The organism is Kitasatospora sp. MBT63, from assembly GCF_000710465.2.
GTDB lineage: Bacteria > Actinomycetota > Actinomycetes > Streptomycetales > Streptomycetaceae > Kitasatospora.
The window spans coordinates 1-334 of the sequence record NZ_JAIZ01000420.1; the positions used below are offsets into that span (position 1 = coordinate 1).

The window sequence follows — 334 nt, forward strand, 5'->3', positions numbered from 1 at the left end:
GCGGTCAAGCACGGCAACAACACCACCACCCGCACCGACTACTGGGACAACGACCAACCCAAAACCGAAACCCTCACCAAGGACAACCCCGACGGCACCCCCGGCGAGACCCTCTCACGCACCGACTACACCTACAACAGCCACGGCAACCTCGCCACCCGCACCGACACCCGACCCACCCTCACCGAAAACGGCACCCCCGGCCCCCACACCACCACCCACACCACCCACACCTACGACGCCTACGACCGCCTCACCCACACCACCCTCCACAACGGCACCAACGACCAGGCCCCCACGGTGAAGGACACCACCTACACCATCAACGCCTCCG

1 protein-coding gene is annotated in these 334 nt (G+C 65.9%); it reads left to right on the plus strand.

The genetic code is table 11. The annotated features are described in order from the left end of the window. Positions 1–334 (plus strand): hypothetical protein (locus AA75_RS49670; protein ID WP_033822154.1); only part of this gene is annotated, 334 nt, incomplete at both ends.